This window comes from Streptomyces sp. NWU339, assembly GCF_003143855.1.
In the GTDB taxonomy this organism is placed as follows: Bacteria; Actinomycetota; Actinomycetes; order Streptomycetales; family Streptomycetaceae; genus Streptomyces.
Window position 1 is genome coordinate 227,920 of record NZ_QFRK01000002.1, and the last position, 13,714, is coordinate 241,633.

The following is a 13,714-nucleotide window of genomic DNA, read 5'->3' on the forward strand; positions in this document are numbered from 1 at the left end:
GGGGCGGCGGGTACCGTGGATCCGGCCCGGACCACGGAGGGCCGCACGGACGTACGGGCGCACGGACGATTTGACGCACCGACCACCGAGGGCCGAGGGCCGAGGACCGAGAACATCGCAAGGAGCTTCAGGTGTTCAATGACATAGGACCGCTCGAGCTGGTGACGCTCGTCGTCCTCGCCGTGCTCGTCTTCGGTCCGGACAAGCTCCCCAAGGTCATCCAGGACGTGAGCAGGACGATCCGGAAGATCCGCGACTTCTCGGACAGTGCCAAGCAGGACATCCGCGAGGAACTCGGCCCGGAGTTCAAGGACTTCGAATTCGAGGACCTCAACCCCAAGACGTTCATCCGCAAGCAGCTGGACAGCGACGAGCTGGGGCTCAAGGAGATCCGCAGCGGCTTCGACCTGAAGAAGGAGATGGCCGACGTCACGGACGCCGTCCACGGCCGCGACTCCACGTCGTCCTCTGCCGGGTCTGCCGCGGCTGCCGCTCCCTCTGCGTCCTCTGCGTCTTCTGGGGGTGGCCGCATCGACATGACGAAGAAGCCCGAGCCGTCGGCCGCCGACGACCGCCCGCCCTTCGACGCGGACGCCACCTGAGGCACACCCTGCGCGGATCCGTGGAAACACAGCCCTGGCGCACGTGACGCGTTTCATACTCCGCAGGGGCCCCGCACGGCCTGAACCGGACATCCAAGCGGCCCACGCGCCGGGCGCTTTTCCCGGCCCGCGCCGACGAGGTGGCTATGCTGCCCCAGTTGTTGTGCGGTCCGGACGAGTACGCCCGAAGGGGGGCGGGCCGCCCCGGTCCGACCAGAGCGAGGAGGCGTCCGGGCATGGAGACGACGAGTCGGGCAGTCGCGCAGGCGGCGGCCGCGGAGGACGGAGGACACGCCCCCTCCGCCTGGCGTACGGTCGACGGCTACCTGCGCGCGCCCTTCCCCTGGTACGGCCTCGACGAGGCGTTCACGGGGCGGCGCTGGCTGATGCAGGTCGGGGCCACGGCCGACGGGGTCGTCGAGCACGGGTCGATCGGGCACGGCGACGAGCCCTCGGTGCGCAGCGAGTACACGGCCGGGAACGGCCAGGAGGTCAAGGAGAAGTTCGCGGTCGCCGTGACCGTGGCCGCCAACCCGGTGCGCCGCAGCGCGGACGGCACCGGCCTGCTGGAGGCCACCTCGGTGTCCTCCGCCGCCTGGCTCGCCGGTGTGGGGCTGCTGTCGTTCACCTGGCCGGGCCAGATGGACCACTCCCTGCGCGACGACTGGTTGGAGCAGCAGACGGAGACGGCCTGGGTGCTCGCGGACGACCTCGCCGGACCGGACTGGTCGACGCTGTCCCTCCCCGTGGACGGGGTGCCGACGCCCTTCCACTACCGGGAGTCCGAGTTCGGCTGGGTGCTCGCGGGATCGACGCAGGCGGGTGTGCACGTCGGCGCGTACGGCAGGGGCATGAGCGCGTACGGCCTGGGCTTCGCCGTGGTCAAGGACATCAGCGCCTACGCGGGGGCCTGAGCCGCGGTCCGTGCGGGAGTCCCGTACGGACCCGTGCGGCCGCCCCGTAGGGCGAAGGGCGCCGCCCTGGTGGACGGCGCCCCCGTGTGAGTGCGCTGCGGTGGCTCCCGGCCCCTCACGGGCCGCTGGAGCGCTCAGAACTTGTTGCGCGGCGTGATGCCCAGTGACAGGCCCGCCAGGCCGCGCTGGCGGCCGCCGAGCTTGCCGGCGATCGAGCGGAGCGCCGAACCGGCGGGGGAGTCCGGGTCGGACAGGACGACCGGCTTGCCCTCGTCGCCGCCCTCGCGCAGACGCACGTCGATGGGGATGGAGCCGAGCACCGGGACGTCGGCGCCCGTGGTCCGGGTCAGCCCGTCGGCCACCGACTGGCCGCCGCCGGTGCCGAAGACGTCGACCATCTCGTCGCAGTGCGGGCACGGCAGACCGGACATGTTCTCGACCACGCCGACGATCTTCTGGTGGGTCTGCACGGCGATGGAACCCGCCCGCTCGGCCACCTCGGCCGCCGCCTGCTGGGGCGTGGTGACGACCAGGATCTCGGCGTTCGGGACCAGCTGGGCGACCGAGATCGCGATGTCACCGGTGCCCGGGGGCAGGTCGAGCAGGAGCACGTCCAGGTCGCCCCAGTACACGTCCGCCAGGAACTGCTGCAGCGCGCGGTGCAGCATCGGGCCGCGCCACACGACCGGCGCGTTGCCCGGGGTGAACATGCCGATGGAAATGACCTTCACGCCGTGCGCGGACGGCGGCATGATCATGTTCTCGACCTGGGTCGGACGCCCGTCGGCACCCAGCATGCGCGGCACCGAGTGACCGTAGATGTCGGCGTCCACGACGCCCACCTTCAGCCCGTCGGCCGCCATCGCCGCCGCCAGGTTCACCGTCACCGACGACTTGCCGACACCGCCCTTGCCGGAGGCGACCGCGTACACCCGGGTCAGGCTGCCCGGCTTGGCGAACGGCACCTCGCGCTCGGCCTGGCCGCCCCGCAGGGCGTTCGCCAGCTCCTTGCGCTGCTCGTCGCTCATCACGTCCAGCGTGACGTCGACGCGGGTGACGCCCTCGACCCCGGCGACCGCGTCCGTCACCCGCTGCGTGATGGTGTCCCGCATGGGGCAGCCGGAGACCGTCAGGTACACGGTGACCGCGACCGCGCCGTCCGCACCGATCTCCACAGATTTGACCATGCCGAGCTCGGTGATGGGCCGGTTGATCTCCGGGTCGTTCACCGTCGCCAGTGCTTCGCGCACCGCGTCTTCCGTAGCCATGATGTCGATGGTACGGCGCCCGGTACATTCCCCGGTAAGCCCGTCAGTGGTCGTCTGCGTCACGTCCCGGAGGCCGCTGCGCCCGCATCGCGGGGAATGAGCCGTGATGATCCCGGTGTCCGTTGTGGCGTTCCTCCAGCTCCTTCACCACGTCCTGCAGCTCCGAGCGGATCCAGTCCCGCGTCGCGACCTCCCCGAGCCCGATCCGCAGGGCGGCGATCTCCCGGGTCAGGTACTCGGTGTCCGCGATCGACCGCTCGCCCTGCTTGCGGTCCTGCTCCAGGTTGACCCGGTCGCGGTCGTCCTGCCTGTTCTGCGCGAGCAGGATCAGCGGGGCGGCGTAGGAGGCCTGGAGGGACAGCATCAGGGTCAGGAAGATGAACGGGTACTCGTCGAAGCGCAGTTCCTTCGGCGCGGACACGTTCCACACCAGCCACACGATGATGACGACCGTCATCCAGACGATGAACCGCCCGGTGCCCAGGAAACGCGCGATCCGTTCCGACAGCCGCCCGAAGGCCTCCGGGTCCCACTCGGGCAGGAGCCGGCGCCGAGGGGCGCGCGGCTGGTCCAGCCGGGGTGTACGCGGGCGCCCGGCAGCCGTGGCGCCCGCCGGCAGGCGCTCGCGCCCGCCCTCTCGCTCAGGAGCCATCGGTCACCACCCCGTCGCCGTCCTCGGCGTCCCTGCCGTTCGTCTCGTCGGTGGCGTGCGCGTTGTCGCTGTCACCGCCGTTGTCGCTGTGGTCGTTGTTCTCGTTGTTGTCGTTGTTGTCGTCCAGATGGAACTCGGTCTCCCGCCAGTCCTCGGGCAGCATGTGGTCCAGTACGTCGTCCACCGTCACCGCGCCCAGCAGCGCACCCGCCTCGTCGACCACGGGCGCCGCCACCATGTCGTACGTGGCGAAGAACCCGGCGACCACGGGGAGCGCCGCGTCCGGCTCCAGCGGCTGCAGGTCGTCGTCGAGGATCGAGCCGACCAGGGTGTACGGGGGGTCGCGCAGCAGGCGTTGGAAGTGGACCGTGCCCAGGTACTTGCCGGTCGGGGTCTCCTCCGGCGGCCGGCAGACGTAGACCTGGGCCGCGTGCGCCGGGGACAGATCGGGGTTGCGGATGCGGGCCAGCGCGTCGGCGACGGTCGCGTCGGGCCTCAGCACGATCGGCTCGGTCGTCATCAGACCGCCCGCGGTGTGCTCCTCGTACGACATCAGGCGCCGCATGTCGGCCGCGTCGGCGGGCTGCATCAGGCTGAGCAGCCGCTCCTTGTCCGCCTCGGGCAGTTCGGAGAGCAGGTCGGCGGCGTCATCGGGGTCCATGGCCTCCAGGACGTCGGCGGCGCGCTCCTCCTTCAGCTTGCCGAGGATCTCCACCTGGTCGTCCTCGGGCAGCTCCTCCAGCACGTCCGCCAGGCGGTCGTCGTCCAGGGCGGCGGCGACCTCGGCGCGGCGCTTGGGGGAGAGGTGGTGCAGGACGTTGGCCAGGTCGGCGGGGCGCAGCTGCTCGAAGGTGGCGAGCAGGTTCTCGGCGCCCTGCCCCTTCTCCTCCAGGGAGAAGCCGGTGACCGCGGACCACTCGACGGTCAGTGCCTCCCCCTTGCCGCGCCGAAACGTTCCGCCCTTCTTGCCCTTGCGGACGAACACCCGGTCGATCTCCCATTCCCGACGGGCCGGCAACTGATGCACCGACAGGTCGAGGACGGTGACCTCCTCGTGGGTCTCCACCAGCGTCACCCTGCGGTCCAGGAGCTCACCGAAGACGAGCCGCTCGGTGGGCCGCTGCTCGAAGCGCCGGACGTTGAGCACACCGGTGGTGATGACCTGACCGGACTGCACGGCGGTCACCCGGTTCATGGGCAGGAAGATGCGGCGCCGGGTGGGGAGTTCGACCACCAGGCCGAGCAGCCTCGGTGGACGGCGGCCGACCCGCAGCATGACGACCAGATCGCGCACGCGCCCCACCTGGTCGCCGGCGGGATCGAAGGCGGCGACGCCGGAGAGGTGCGAGACGAAGAACCGGGGGGCGCCCGCTGCCATGGCGGCGGCTCCTTTTCATACGGGGTCGTGCCGTGCGTGATGCTGCTCGCTCTGTCCCTGTCTCTTCCCACCTTCGGTGTCCGGGTGCCCTGCTCAGGTGGGTTTCAGGCTAGCCCGTCCTGATGGCCGGTGCCCGAGGGCCAGCCCGGACGGACTGCCTCCGCCCGGGCCGTACGGCCCCGGTAATCTGCGGTACGCCGTTCAGGTCCCCATCAGAGAGGCAGCGCAACCTGTGACTCCGATCTCCCAGGGCCGGTCCCGCACGGCCGCGCTGGCGCGTGCCGTGTGCGTGCTGCTCGTGACCGGAATGACGCTCACGGGATGCTCCGAGGAAGTGGACCCGAACGAGGGCACCAACGGTGTCGGCAGACTGACCGCCGACGAGATCCAGAAGAGAACCCTGACGGCCGCCACATCGGTCGAGACCGTGCGGCTGCACGGAAGCGTGGTCACCAGCGGGAGCACCTACAAGCTCGACATGCAGCTCAAACCCGAGGGCGGCATCGGTTCGGTCACCGCCGGAGGGCAGACGTTCAGGCTGCTGAAGGTCGACGACGAGCTCTTCCTGAAGGCCGACGCGGATTTCTGGGCGAACGGCAAGGGCGACAAGGACGCCGCGGAGGGCGAGGCCGTGGGCGACGAGGGCGGCGGCGCGTCGGACACGGCGGTGGCCGGCAAGCTCGCCGAGAAGTACGTGAAGGTGCCGGAGAATGATCCGTCGTACAAGAAGTTCATCGGCTTCGCGGACAAGGATGTCCTCCTCGGCGCACTGCTGACCCTGCACGGCAAGCTGGCCACGGACGGCCACCACGAGCAGGGGGGCGTCCGGTGCATCCGCATCGCCGGCGACCAGGGCTCCGGCGGCACCCTGGACGTCTCCCTGGAAGGCAAGCCGTATCCCCTGCGCCTGGTGCGGGCCGGCAAGGCGGGCACCCTCACCTTCTCGGCCTGGGGCAGTGACTTCGCCCTGGAGAAACCGGCCGAGAGCGAGACCCTGGACTACGGCGGACAGCTCCCGGCCTCGTAGCCGCGGCGGGGCCGCGACCGGCTAACGGTGCTTCTTCGGGCCCCGTCTGCCCGCCAGCAGCCGGGGCAGGCCCGCGGGGAGCGGACGCCGGGTCGTCACCGGGGTCGGCAGCGGGGGCCCGGCCAGCGAGCCGTCGGGCAACGGCGCCGTCGCCCCGGTCGGCTCCAGGCGCAGGACGCGGCACTCACGGGCCCAGCGCTCCGTCATCGCCTCGCCGTCGGGTGCGTTGAGGCGCTTGCCCTTGAGCACGGTGACCGCCGCGTCCCACTCCTCGGAGCCGGACGGCAGCTCCACGACCTTCGCGGTCCAGGAGACCAGCCGGCCGCCCTTGTCCTTGCTGCGCACCGTCACCTCGGCCGAGACGCCGTCGGCCAGCCCCGGCAGCGGCTGCTCCCCGGGCCCGTCACCGACCAGGCACATCGCACCCTCGTGCCACACGTGCCACAGCGGCCGGGCCGGGGCACCGGGCCCCTCGACCCAGACGAGGCCGGACTTCTTCGTGGCCTCCTCGATGAGGGCCCGGTCGAACAGCGCACTGGTCGCACTTGTCATGGGGCCCAGCCTATCCAGGGCCCGCTCGGGGGCAGGGCTTCTCCCGGAGCCGGCCGTTCCCCCGGAGCCGGCCCTTCTCTCAGAGCCAGCCGTTGCGCTTCAGGGTGCGGTGGATGCCCAGGCAGAGGATCACGGTCACGCTGAGGATCACCGGGTAGCCGTACTTCCAGTCCGTCTCCGGCATGTACTCGAAGTTCATGCCGTACACCCCGCAGACCATCGTCGGCACGGCGATGATGGCGGCCCACGAGGTGATCTTGCGCATGTCCTCGTTCTGCGCCACGGACGCCTGCGCGAGATTGGCCTGGAGGATGGAGTTGAGCAGCTCGTCGAAGCCGATCACCTGCTCGTGCACCCGGGCCACGTGGTCGGCGACGTCCCGGAAGTACTTCTGGATCTCCGGGTCGACCAGCCGCATCGGCCGCTCGCTGAGCAGCTGCATGGGCCGCAGCAGCGGCGACACCGCCCGCTTGAACTCCAGTACCTCGCGCTTGAGTTGGTAGATCCGGCCGGCGTCCGTACCGCGCGGCGTGCCGCCCCGGCCCGGCGAGAACACCTCCGTCTCCACCTCGTCGATGTCGTCCTGCACCGCGTCGGCGACCGCGATGTAGCCGTCGACGACGTGGTCGGCGATGGCGTGCAGGACGGCCGAGGGGCCCTTGGCCAGCAGCTCGGGGTCCTCCTGGAGGCGGTGCCGCAGGGCCCGCAGGGAGCCCTGGCCGCCGTGCCGGACGGTGATGAAGAAGTCCCGGCCGGTGAAGCACATCACCTCGCCGGTCTCGACGACCTCGCTGCTGGAGTTGAGCCGGTCGTGGTCGAGGTAGTGGATGGTCTTGAAGACCGTGAAGAGCGAGTCGTCGTAGCGCTCCAGCTTGGGCCGCTGATGGGCCTGGACCGCGTCCTCCACGGCCAGCGGGTGCAGCCCGAACTCGCGCGCGATACCGGCGAATTCGTCCTCGGTCGGCTCGTGCAGGCCGATCCACACGAAGCCCGAGTCACGGCGCACCAGGCGCATCGCCTCCTGCGGGGTGAGCGGGCTCTCGGTGGCCACGCGCCGGCCGTCGCGGTAGATGGCGCAGTCGACGACCGCGGTGGTCGTCGCCGGGTCGCGGGTGCTGTCGTAGGGGGCGCTGCTCTCCTTGCGCGGCGAGACACGGGAGGGACGGACCACGGCGCGCAGGTCGCGGATCATCGACATGGCGGGCTCCTTCGCGAAACGGGCAACGAAAGGCGCCGGTGCGACGGGTGGAACCACCCGGAATGAGGACGTCCTGACCAGGGATTGTCCCTGCCTCCGAGAAGAGTTGAGGCGCAGGATGTTTGGCACGTCCACAAAGCGGGGAGCACCGAACCGTCGCGGTGGCGAGTTCCGTCGCTGACACAGCTACTGGGGCAGATCAGGCAGAACGAAACGAGATGCTCTTCCGGTGAAGACGCGATGGTGAGGGGGGCAGCCAGTACGGAGCGGCTACATCAGCGGGTGGAAGAGCGGGTGCTACTGCACGGTCGACTTCGGTCCATGCCAGCCCCACCTCCTCCGGCCGGTCCCTCGTGAGGGACGATCCTCATCCCCTGAGGGGATTCAGGGGACTCCCCCGTGGGGGGAAGCGTCACATCGGGGCTCGGGATGCGGACCGGCTCTCCCAGCGCACTGAGGCGACGCCCTGAAGTGACGTCCTCAAGGCCTGGGCGGTGCCTGGGCGGCCTCCTGCGTGCTGCCCCGAACCACCGGGCCAGAGTAGCAGCCGACCGATGTGTCAAGGTGCCGCTTCGCCTGCTACTGGCGAGTTCTATGCTCGCCGCATGGCTGATGTTCTTCCTCTGGTCGAGGCCCGGTTGCGTACGGCTCTGGGCGAACCGGACGCACGCGCGGCGGTCACCTTTCTGGGTACGGACCGCTTTGAGGTGCTGCGTTTCCGCGAGGGCGACATCGTGCGCTACGCCACCCTCGGCATGTCCGCGCAGCCCATGACCGACCCCACGGCGGTGGTCGCGGACCCGGTGGCGGGCCCGCGCGTGGAGCTGCTGCTGTCCGTACGGGCCGGTCTCGCCGACACCGACAAGGTGCTCCGTCCGCTCGCCGTGCTCGCGGCGTCCCCGCAGGTCGAGGGCGTGGTCGTGGCCCCCGGCGCCTCCCTCGACGTCGGTGAACCGCTGTGGCCCGGGGCCCCGTTCACCTCGGTGCTGGTCGCCGAGCCGGGCGGTCTGGTGGAGGACCTGGAGCTCGACGAGCCCCTGGAGCCCGTACGGTTCCTGCCGCTGCTGCCGATGACTCCGAACGAGGCCGCCTGGAAGCGGGTGCACGGTGCTCAGGCGCTCCAGGAGCGCTGGCTGGCCCGGGGCACGGACCTGAGGCATCCCGCCCGCGCCTCCGTCCCGCTGGAGTGAGCAAGCTCACCCCCTCCTCGTCAACTGGCCGGTTCCCGGCCGACGTTGACGGGAGGGCGCAGGGTGTCGTCCGGGCCGGTGGACCGGACCGGACGACCGGACGGGCCGAGTGGGGCGCGTCCGGTTCCGGGTGACCGGTTCGGTCCGGACGGGTGATCGTCCTTGACGTGACGGTGCGGGGGTAGGACCGTGGGGCCCTATGAGGGGCGAACCCAGTTGCCCGAAGTGTGGTGGCCGGGTCAGGGCTCCCGGCCTCTTCTCCGATGCGTGGCAGTGCGATGCGCACGGCGTGGTGCATCCGGTCCAGCCCGTGATACCGCCGAGCGTCGACGCCCTCAACGTCGTCGTGCAGCGCACCCGGGTGCCGGTGTGGATGCCGTGGCCGCTGCCGGTGGGCTGGCTGTTCACCGGCGTGGCCTCGGCGGGTGACGACCGCAGCGGCGGCCGGGCCGCCGCCGTCGCCTGCACCGGGCCCGGACCGCTCGGCGGCATGGGCGAACTCGTCCTCGTGGCCGAGGAACTCGGTGTCGGGCTGGGCGCGCGGTACGCGGGCGTCGACGGCCCGGACCCCGGCCCGTACCTGAACGTCGAGAAGCCTGCCGAAACCAAGGTGCTGGCCGCCGGCCGGCCGACCCCGCTCTGGCACGTCTCCAAGGCGCCGGACGACCGGGCGGTCTTCGCGGGAGAGGCCCTCGGGATGTGGCTGTGGGCGGTGCTCTGGCCCGAGCAGTCCGGGCTCCTGATGTACGACGAGCTGGTCCTCACCGACCTCCGGGACGCCGGGGCCGAGGTGGAACTGGTGCCCTGCGGGGCGCTGTCACCGCGACTGATGGAGACGAGACCGTAGGTCCTCGTGCGGTGGGTGTGCGGGGGCCCGTGGGGCGGCTGCGCGGGAGGGAGCGGGGCTGAGGAGTTCGGAGATCGGTAGGGGGCGCAGAGTGGGTTCGGGTGTGACAGGGGCGTTCGGAAATACGGTTATCCTGAGGCGTCCCTGTCCGTCGGCCACCGCTTGGAGCAACGCGTCGTGCGTATCGATCTGCACACCCACTCCACCGCGTCCGACGGTACGGACTCCCCGGCCGACCTGGTCCGCAAGGCCGCCGCTGCCGGTCTCGACGTCGTCGCGCTGACCGACCACGACACCACCCGCGGTCACGCCGAGGCCCTCGCCGCGCTCCCCGCGGGGCTCGCGCTGGTGACCGGCGCCGAGCTCTCCTGCCGGCTCGACGGTGTCGGCATGCACATGCTGGCCTACCTCTTCGACCCCGAGGAGCCGGCCCTGCTCGCCGAGCGCGAGCTGGTCCGGGACGACCGGGTGCCGCGGGCCCGGGGCATGGTCGCCAAGCTGAACGCCCTGGGCGTGCCCGTCACCTGGGAGCAGGTCGCGCGGATCGCCGGCGACGGCTCGGTGGGCCGCCCGCACGTGGCCACCGCACTCGTCGAACTGGGCGTGGTGGCGAGCGTGGACGACGCGTTCACCCCTCAGTGGCTGGCCGACGGCGGCCGGGCCCATATGGAGAAGCACGAGACGGACCCCTTCGAAGCGCTCCGGCTGATCAAGGGTGCGGGCGGGGTCGCGGTGTTCGCCCACCCGGCCGCCGCCAAGCGCGGCCGGACCGTACCGGAGTCCGTGATGGCCGAGCTGGCCGAGGCCGGCCTCGACGGCATCGAGGTCGACCACATGGACCACGACCCCGGGACCAGGGCGCGGCTGCGGGGCCTCGCGAAGGAACTGGGGCTGCTGGTGACCGGGTCCAGCGACTACCACGGCAGCCGGAAGAGCTGCGAGCTCGGCGAGTTCACGACGGACCCCGAGGTGTACGGCGAGATCACGCGGCGCGCGACCGGCGCGTTCCCGGTGCCTGGGGCCGGCGGAGCCTGAGTCCCACGCCCGCACGCCCCACCCGCTCCTCCGGCTCGTCGCCCCCTTGTCCGGGGCGTCGACGCCCTTCTTTCCCCCTGCTCATTCCCTGAGCTCTTTCCCCGAGCGCTCCGCGCTCGCTCGTTCCCAGCAAGGCACTCATGTTCGACGTCGCCGTCTTCGGCTCCCTCTTCCTGACCCTTTTCGTCATCATGGATCCCCCGGGGATCACCCCGATCTTCCTGGCCCTGACCGCGGGGCGGCCCGCCGTGGCGCAGAAGCGGATGGCCTTCCAGGCCGTCTGCGTGGCCGGCGGTGTGATCGTCCTGTTCGGGCTGGTCGGGCAGCAGATCCTCGACTACCTGCACGTTTCCGTGCCGGCGCTGATGATCGCGGGCGGGCTGCTGCTTCTGCTGATCGCGCTCGACCTGCTCACCGGCAAGACCGACGAGCCCCAGCAGACCAAGGACGTCAACGTCGCGCTGGTCCCGCTCGGCATGCCCCTGCTGGCCGGCCCCGGCGCGATCGTGTCGGTCATCCTCGCCGTGCCGAAGGCGGACAGCACGGCCGCCCAGGTGTCGGTGTGGGCGGCGATCCTCGCCGTTCACGTCGTGCTGTGGCTGGTCATGCGGTACTCGCTGCTGATCATCCGGGTCATCAAGGACGGTGGGGTGGTCCTGGTGACGCGCCTTGCGGGCATGATGCTCTCCGCGATCGCCGTGCAGCAGATCATCAACGGGGTCACACAGGTGATCCAGGGCGGCTGACCGTCCCGCGGTGCGCGTCCCGAGTCATCGCGCGTCCCGCGTCATGAGGCTGGTGTGTCGGTCGGGCGGATCCACAGACGCTGCCCGATGGCGGCGGCCTGCTGAACGATACGGTTGACGGAAGCGGCATCCACAACCGTGCTGTCCACGGCGGTGCCGTCGATGTCGTCGAGTCGCATGATTTCGAAGTGCAAGCACTTCTCCCTTCGCCTGGTCGTCCTCCTGAAGGAGAACCGTGGGGTGGACGGCCGCGAGCCGGACCGGCCCGCGTGCCATCAGTAGTGAACGGGTTACCCCGGGCAAATATTCCCTACGCTAAGGAAATCATTTGATCGGCTAGGGATCGATCAAACGCTGACGGGTGAGTGTTTCGAAGGAGACCGACCGGGGCCGGTTGTGTTCACACAGTGACCGCCAGGACAATAGAGATGATGAACGACGACCTCGCGGGCCTGAACTCCCGTATCGACCGCACGAACGAGCTGCTCCAGCGCATGCTCGCCGAGGTGGCGAAGACGCCCTCGACGCACGCGATCTTCGTGGACGCCGGCTACCTGTACGCGGCGGCGGGGCGGCTGGTGGCCGGGACGGAGGACCGCAGGGCCTTCGACCTCGACGCCGAGGGATTCATCGACGCACTCATCGACCGGGCCCGCACCATCTTCGCGGACAGCAGGCTGCTGCGCGTCTACTGGTACGACGGGGCCCGGCGCCGCATCCACACCGCCGAGCAGCAGACCATCGCGGAACTCCCCGATGTCAAGGTCCGCCTCGGCAACCTCAACGCCAACAACCAGCAGAAGGGCGTCGACTCCCTGATCCGCTCCGACCTGGAGTCACTGGCCCGGCACCGCGCCATCAGCGACGCGGCCCTGCTGGGCGGCGACGAGGACCTGGTCCCGGCGGTCGAGGCCGCCCAAGGGTACGGCGCCCGCGTCCATCTCTGGGGCATCGAGGCCCCCGAGGGCCGCAACCAGGCCGAGCCCCTGCTCTGGGAGGTCGACAGCCGGCGCACCTTCGAACTCGACTTCTTCAAGCCGTACGTCTCCCGGCGCACGGCCCTCGCGTACGAGCCCGCGACAGGACGGCCCACCCGTGAGGACGTCCGCTTCGTCGGTGCGCAGATCGCCGCGAAGTGGCTCGCCGAGCGGGGCCGGGACACGCTGGTGGAGCTGCTGCCCGGCCACCCCTACCTGCCCGGCTCGGTCGACCAGGACCTGCTCGTGGAGGCCGAGGGCCTGCTGCAGTACTCCCTGCGCGGCCAGGCGGACCTGAGACGCGCCCTGCGCGACGGTTTCTGGGCCCACCTCCAGGCGCAGTACTGACGGCACGTCCCCGGCCCGTGCCGGCCGTCCTAGCCGGGGTGCGGGGCACCGTCGTCGTGGAGCCGGTCCCAGAAGGCGGCGAGGGCGTGCGCCGTGGGCGCGGGCCGGTCGACGTTGGGGGAGTGCTCGGCGCCGGCGACGACCGTGCGGTGCGCGTTCAGCCGTACGGCCATGGCGTCGAGGTCCGGTACCGGCCAGGTGTCGTCATGCGCACCCGACAGCACATGGAACGGCAGCGGCGCGGCGGCGAGCTCGGCGACCCGGTCCGGCTCCGTGCACAACTGCCTTCCTGTGGCCAGTAGTTGTGCAGGCCTGGTGGCCAACCAGCGGCGACGCAGATGTTCCTGGCCACCGATCCCACGGGCCGGACCACCGACCTCCTCCGGCGGGCCCATGGCCAGGATCGCCTCCCAGCACTGCGCCATCGACATCCGGGCGAGCGCGTCCCGCAGCAGCTTCACGCGCTGCTCCTGGGAGACCGAGATCCGGGCGGGGCCCGATGAGATCAGGGTGAGCGAACGGAACGGGGAGTGGTCCTCGAGCACGGCCGCACGGGCGATCTGGCCGCCGAGCGAGTGCCCGACGAGGTGCAGCGGCGCAGCCGCGCCGAGCGCCTCCGCCTGCGCGAGCACGTCACGCGCCAACTCGGCCTGGGCGTAAGCGGATTCGTCGTCAGCGGGACCGTCCGACTCGTACTGCCCCCGTCCGTCCACGGCGACGCTGCGGTACCCGCGTGCGGCGAGCGGCCCGTGCAGCAGCGTGAAGTCCTCCTTGCTCCCCGTGAACCCGGGCAGTGACAGCACGACCCCCTTCGGCTCGACCCCGTCGGCCGGTGGCACGTCGACGACGGCGAACTCCCCACGGGACGTACGGAGCCGGTACGCCCGAGCGCCGACGGGCGGGACGGAGGCGGGGGCCGGGGTCGGAGGGGGAACGGAAGCGGGGGTGGGGTGGCTGGTCACGGGGTGAGGGTAGCGGGC

15 protein-coding genes are annotated in these 13,714 nt (G+C 71.0%); 8 read left to right on the plus strand and 7 right to left on the minus strand.

Translation table 11 applies throughout. The features are described from left to right. The first annotated feature begins 131 nt into the window (after nucleotides 1-131). Both DIZ27_RS04035 and DIZ27_RS04040 read left to right on the plus strand, forming a co-directional pair. Nucleotides 132-602, plus strand: coding sequence for a sec-independent translocase (locus tag DIZ27_RS04035; RefSeq protein WP_109376870.1), 471 nt, complete (start codon nucleotides 132-134; stop codon nucleotides 600-602). Nucleotides 603-838: 236 nt separating this feature from the next. Continuing rightward, a complete protein-coding gene (locus DIZ27_RS04040) occupies nucleotides 839-1,516 on the plus strand; it encodes a hypothetical protein (protein ID WP_109376871.1) in 678 nt (225 codons plus the stop codon). 134 nt (nucleotides 1,517-1,650) lie between these two features. Here DIZ27_RS04040 and DIZ27_RS04045 read toward each other — a convergent pair whose 3' ends face one another. From DIZ27_RS04045 to DIZ27_RS04055, 3 genes are read right to left on the minus strand one after another with little or no spacing between them, the layout of a single operon-like run. Beyond that, entirely contained in the window at nucleotides 1,651-2,784 is a 1,134-nt protein-coding gene (locus DIZ27_RS04045; protein WP_109376872.1) for an Mrp/NBP35 family ATP-binding protein, read from the minus strand. A 43-nt stretch (nucleotides 2,785-2,827) separates the two neighbouring features. Next, a complete protein-coding gene (locus DIZ27_RS04050; RefSeq protein WP_109376873.1) occupies nucleotides 2,828-3,436 on the minus strand; it encodes a DUF1003 domain-containing protein in 609 nt (202 codons plus the stop codon). Beyond that, complete coding sequence (locus DIZ27_RS04055; protein ID WP_258308222.1) at nucleotides 3,426-4,814, minus strand: magnesium transporter MgtE N-terminal domain-containing protein; 1,389 nt, start codon at nucleotides 4,812-4,814, stop codon at nucleotides 3,426-3,428. Before DIZ27_RS04055 ends, DIZ27_RS04050 begins: the two co-directional genes overlap by 11 nt. A gap of 232 nt (nucleotides 4,815-5,046) precedes the next feature. Here DIZ27_RS04055 and DIZ27_RS04060 point away from each other — a divergent pair, with 232 nt between their 5' ends. Next, on the plus strand, nucleotides 5,047-5,841 hold the full coding sequence (locus DIZ27_RS04060; RefSeq protein ID WP_109376874.1) for a hypothetical protein: 795 nt from the start codon (nucleotides 5,047-5,049) through the stop codon (nucleotides 5,839-5,841). A gap of 21 nt (nucleotides 5,842-5,862) precedes the next feature. Here the strand turns inward: DIZ27_RS04060 and DIZ27_RS04065 are convergent, their stop codons facing one another. Together DIZ27_RS04065 and DIZ27_RS04070 are read right to left on the minus strand one after the other, a co-directional pair. Then, nucleotides 5,863-6,393 carry a hypothetical protein gene (locus DIZ27_RS04065; protein WP_109376875.1) on the minus strand — a complete coding sequence of 177 codons (531 nt, stop codon included), beginning with the start codon at nucleotides 6,391-6,393 and terminating at the stop codon, nucleotides 5,863-5,865. 79 nt (nucleotides 6,394-6,472) lie between these two features. Further along, on the minus strand, nucleotides 6,473-7,591 hold the full coding sequence (locus DIZ27_RS04070; protein WP_109376876.1) for a magnesium and cobalt transport protein CorA: 1,119 nt from the start codon (nucleotides 7,589-7,591) through the stop codon (nucleotides 6,473-6,475). Nucleotides 7,592-8,196: 605 nt separating this feature from the next. On the opposite strand from DIZ27_RS04070, the gene DIZ27_RS04075 reads away from it, so the two are divergent. The 4 genes from DIZ27_RS04075 to DIZ27_RS04090 all read left to right on the plus strand — a co-directional run bounded on the left by DIZ27_RS04075 (nucleotide 8,197) and on the right by DIZ27_RS04090 (nucleotide 11,409). After that, the gene (locus DIZ27_RS04075; protein ID WP_109376877.1) at nucleotides 8,197-8,781 is read left to right on the plus strand and encodes a suppressor of fused domain protein; all 585 of its coding nucleotides are present in this window, start codon (nucleotides 8,197-8,199) and stop codon (nucleotides 8,779-8,781) included. 199 nt (nucleotides 8,782-8,980) lie between these two features. Then, nucleotides 8,981-9,628, plus strand: a complete 648-nt coding sequence (locus DIZ27_RS04080; RefSeq protein ID WP_109376878.1) for a DUF6758 family protein — start codon at nucleotides 8,981-8,983, stop codon at nucleotides 9,626-9,628. Nucleotides 9,629-9,805: 177 nt separating this feature from the next. Next, nucleotides 9,806-10,663 carry a PHP domain-containing protein gene (locus DIZ27_RS04085; RefSeq protein WP_109376879.1) on the plus strand — a complete coding sequence of 286 codons (858 nt, stop codon included), beginning with the start codon at nucleotides 9,806-9,808 and terminating at the stop codon, nucleotides 10,661-10,663. Between the two features lie 140 nt (nucleotides 10,664-10,803). Continuing rightward, entirely contained in the window at nucleotides 10,804-11,409 is a 606-nt protein-coding gene (locus DIZ27_RS04090; protein WP_109376880.1) for a MarC family protein, read from the plus strand. A gap of 41 nt (nucleotides 11,410-11,450) precedes the next feature. Here the strand turns inward: DIZ27_RS04090 and DIZ27_RS45555 are convergent, their stop codons facing one another. Beyond that, on the minus strand, nucleotides 11,451-11,603 hold the full coding sequence (locus DIZ27_RS45555; protein WP_181383364.1) for a hypothetical protein: 153 nt from the start codon (nucleotides 11,601-11,603) through the stop codon (nucleotides 11,451-11,453). A gap of 237 nt (nucleotides 11,604-11,840) precedes the next feature. On the opposite strand from DIZ27_RS45555, the gene DIZ27_RS04095 reads away from it, so the two are divergent. Then, the gene (locus DIZ27_RS04095) at nucleotides 11,841-12,734 is read left to right on the plus strand and encodes an NYN domain-containing protein (RefSeq protein WP_109377020.1); all 894 of its coding nucleotides are present in this window, start codon (nucleotides 11,841-11,843) and stop codon (nucleotides 12,732-12,734) included. A gap of 29 nt (nucleotides 12,735-12,763) precedes the next feature. Here the strand turns inward: DIZ27_RS04095 and DIZ27_RS04100 are convergent, their stop codons facing one another. Beyond that, entirely contained in the window at nucleotides 12,764-13,696 is a 933-nt protein-coding gene (locus DIZ27_RS04100) for an alpha/beta fold hydrolase (RefSeq protein ID WP_109376881.1), read from the minus strand. Nucleotides 13,697-13,714: the final 18 nt, after the last annotated feature.

Excerpts from the sequence above, each read along its gene's own strand:
- DIZ27_RS04050 (WP_109376873.1), bottom strand. The coding sequence starts at position 3,436 with ATGGCTCCTGAGCGAGAGGGCGGGCGCGAGCGCCTGCCGGCGGGCGCC.
- DIZ27_RS04090 (WP_109376880.1), top strand. The coding sequence starts at position 10,804 with ATGTTCGACGTCGCCGTCTTCGGCTCCCTCTTCCTGACCCTTTTCGTC.
- DIZ27_RS04065 (WP_109376875.1), bottom strand. The coding sequence starts at position 6,393 with ATGACAAGTGCGACCAGTGCGCTGTTCGACCGGGCCCTCATCGAGGAG.
- DIZ27_RS04040 (WP_109376871.1), top strand. The coding sequence starts at position 839 with ATGGAGACGACGAGTCGGGCAGTCGCGCAGGCGGCGGCCGCGGAGGAC.
- DIZ27_RS04075 (WP_109376877.1), top strand. The coding sequence starts at position 8,197 with ATGGCTGATGTTCTTCCTCTGGTCGAGGCCCGGTTGCGTACGGCTCTG.
- DIZ27_RS04055 (WP_258308222.1), bottom strand. The coding sequence starts at position 4,814 with ATGGCAGCGGGCGCCCCCCGGTTCTTCGTCTCGCACCTCTCCGGCGTC.
- DIZ27_RS04095 (WP_109377020.1), top strand. The coding sequence starts at position 11,841 with ATGAACGACGACCTCGCGGGCCTGAACTCCCGTATCGACCGCACGAAC.
- DIZ27_RS04045 (WP_109376872.1), bottom strand. The coding sequence starts at position 2,784 with ATGGCTACGGAAGACGCGGTGCGCGAAGCACTGGCGACGGTGAACGAC.
- DIZ27_RS04070 (WP_109376876.1), bottom strand. The coding sequence starts at position 7,591 with ATGTCGATGATCCGCGACCTGCGCGCCGTGGTCCGTCCCTCCCGTGTC.
- DIZ27_RS04080 (WP_109376878.1), top strand. The coding sequence starts at position 8,981 with ATGAGGGGCGAACCCAGTTGCCCGAAGTGTGGTGGCCGGGTCAGGGCT.